The 672-nt window shown below is 58.0% G+C and carries 1 pseudogene; it reads right to left on the reverse strand.

The annotated features are described in order from the left end of the window. A pseudogene (locus HMPREF0670_RS16055) lies at window positions 1-672 on the reverse strand (sugar-binding protein); the annotation flags it as partial.

Consider the following 672-nt stretch of genomic DNA (forward strand, 5'->3'; position numbering starts at 1 on the left):
CCCGTCTGCTTGGTCTGCACGGCGCGCATCAGGCTGTCGGCAAAGGTGTAGGTCTCGATGTCGCCCTCGGGTGCGTAATGCACCGTGCGGGCATAACGACCGGCAGGGTGATATTCGAACTTAATGGTGTAGGGCTTGCCTGCGGCAATCTCTTTCGGACCGACAATCGTGCTCGGGCGTCCCATGTCGTCGTAGGCATAGCGCATTTGTTGCCGTTGAGGTCGGATGTCTCCACAGGCACCGCCCATTTGTAGTCGTAGGCGGTGGAAGAGGTGTAGCCGTAGGCGTCTTTTACGCTTGTGACGAGCGCATGGAGCACGTTGTCGTAAGTGTAGTCGTAGCGCATGCGCTGTCCCCTTATGGTTCTCGGGCTTGGTGAGGCTCGTCAGGTTGCCGTAGGCATCGTAGGCCATGTCGTAGACCGACGGCTTTGCACCGTTGTGCATCGTGATGCGGGTGATGTCGCCATGGCCGTTGATTTGCGTGGAGCGTTCGCGGTAGACCTTTCCTCCCCTTGTCCTTTACGGCGATGTGCTTGGGCACGGAGACGATGTACTTCGCCTGCAAGTCGTGGTAGGCAATGTCTGCATCCAGCTCGTAGTTCGTCGCCGTTTCCTTGTAAGAGGCGAGGTTGCCGTAAGCGTCGTAAGTGTTGTGCACGGTAGTGCTCAT

The organism is Prevotella sp. oral taxon 317 str. F0108, assembly GCF_000162415.1.
Taxonomy (GTDB): Bacteria; Bacteroidota; Bacteroidia; order Bacteroidales; family Bacteroidaceae; genus Prevotella; species Prevotella conceptionensis.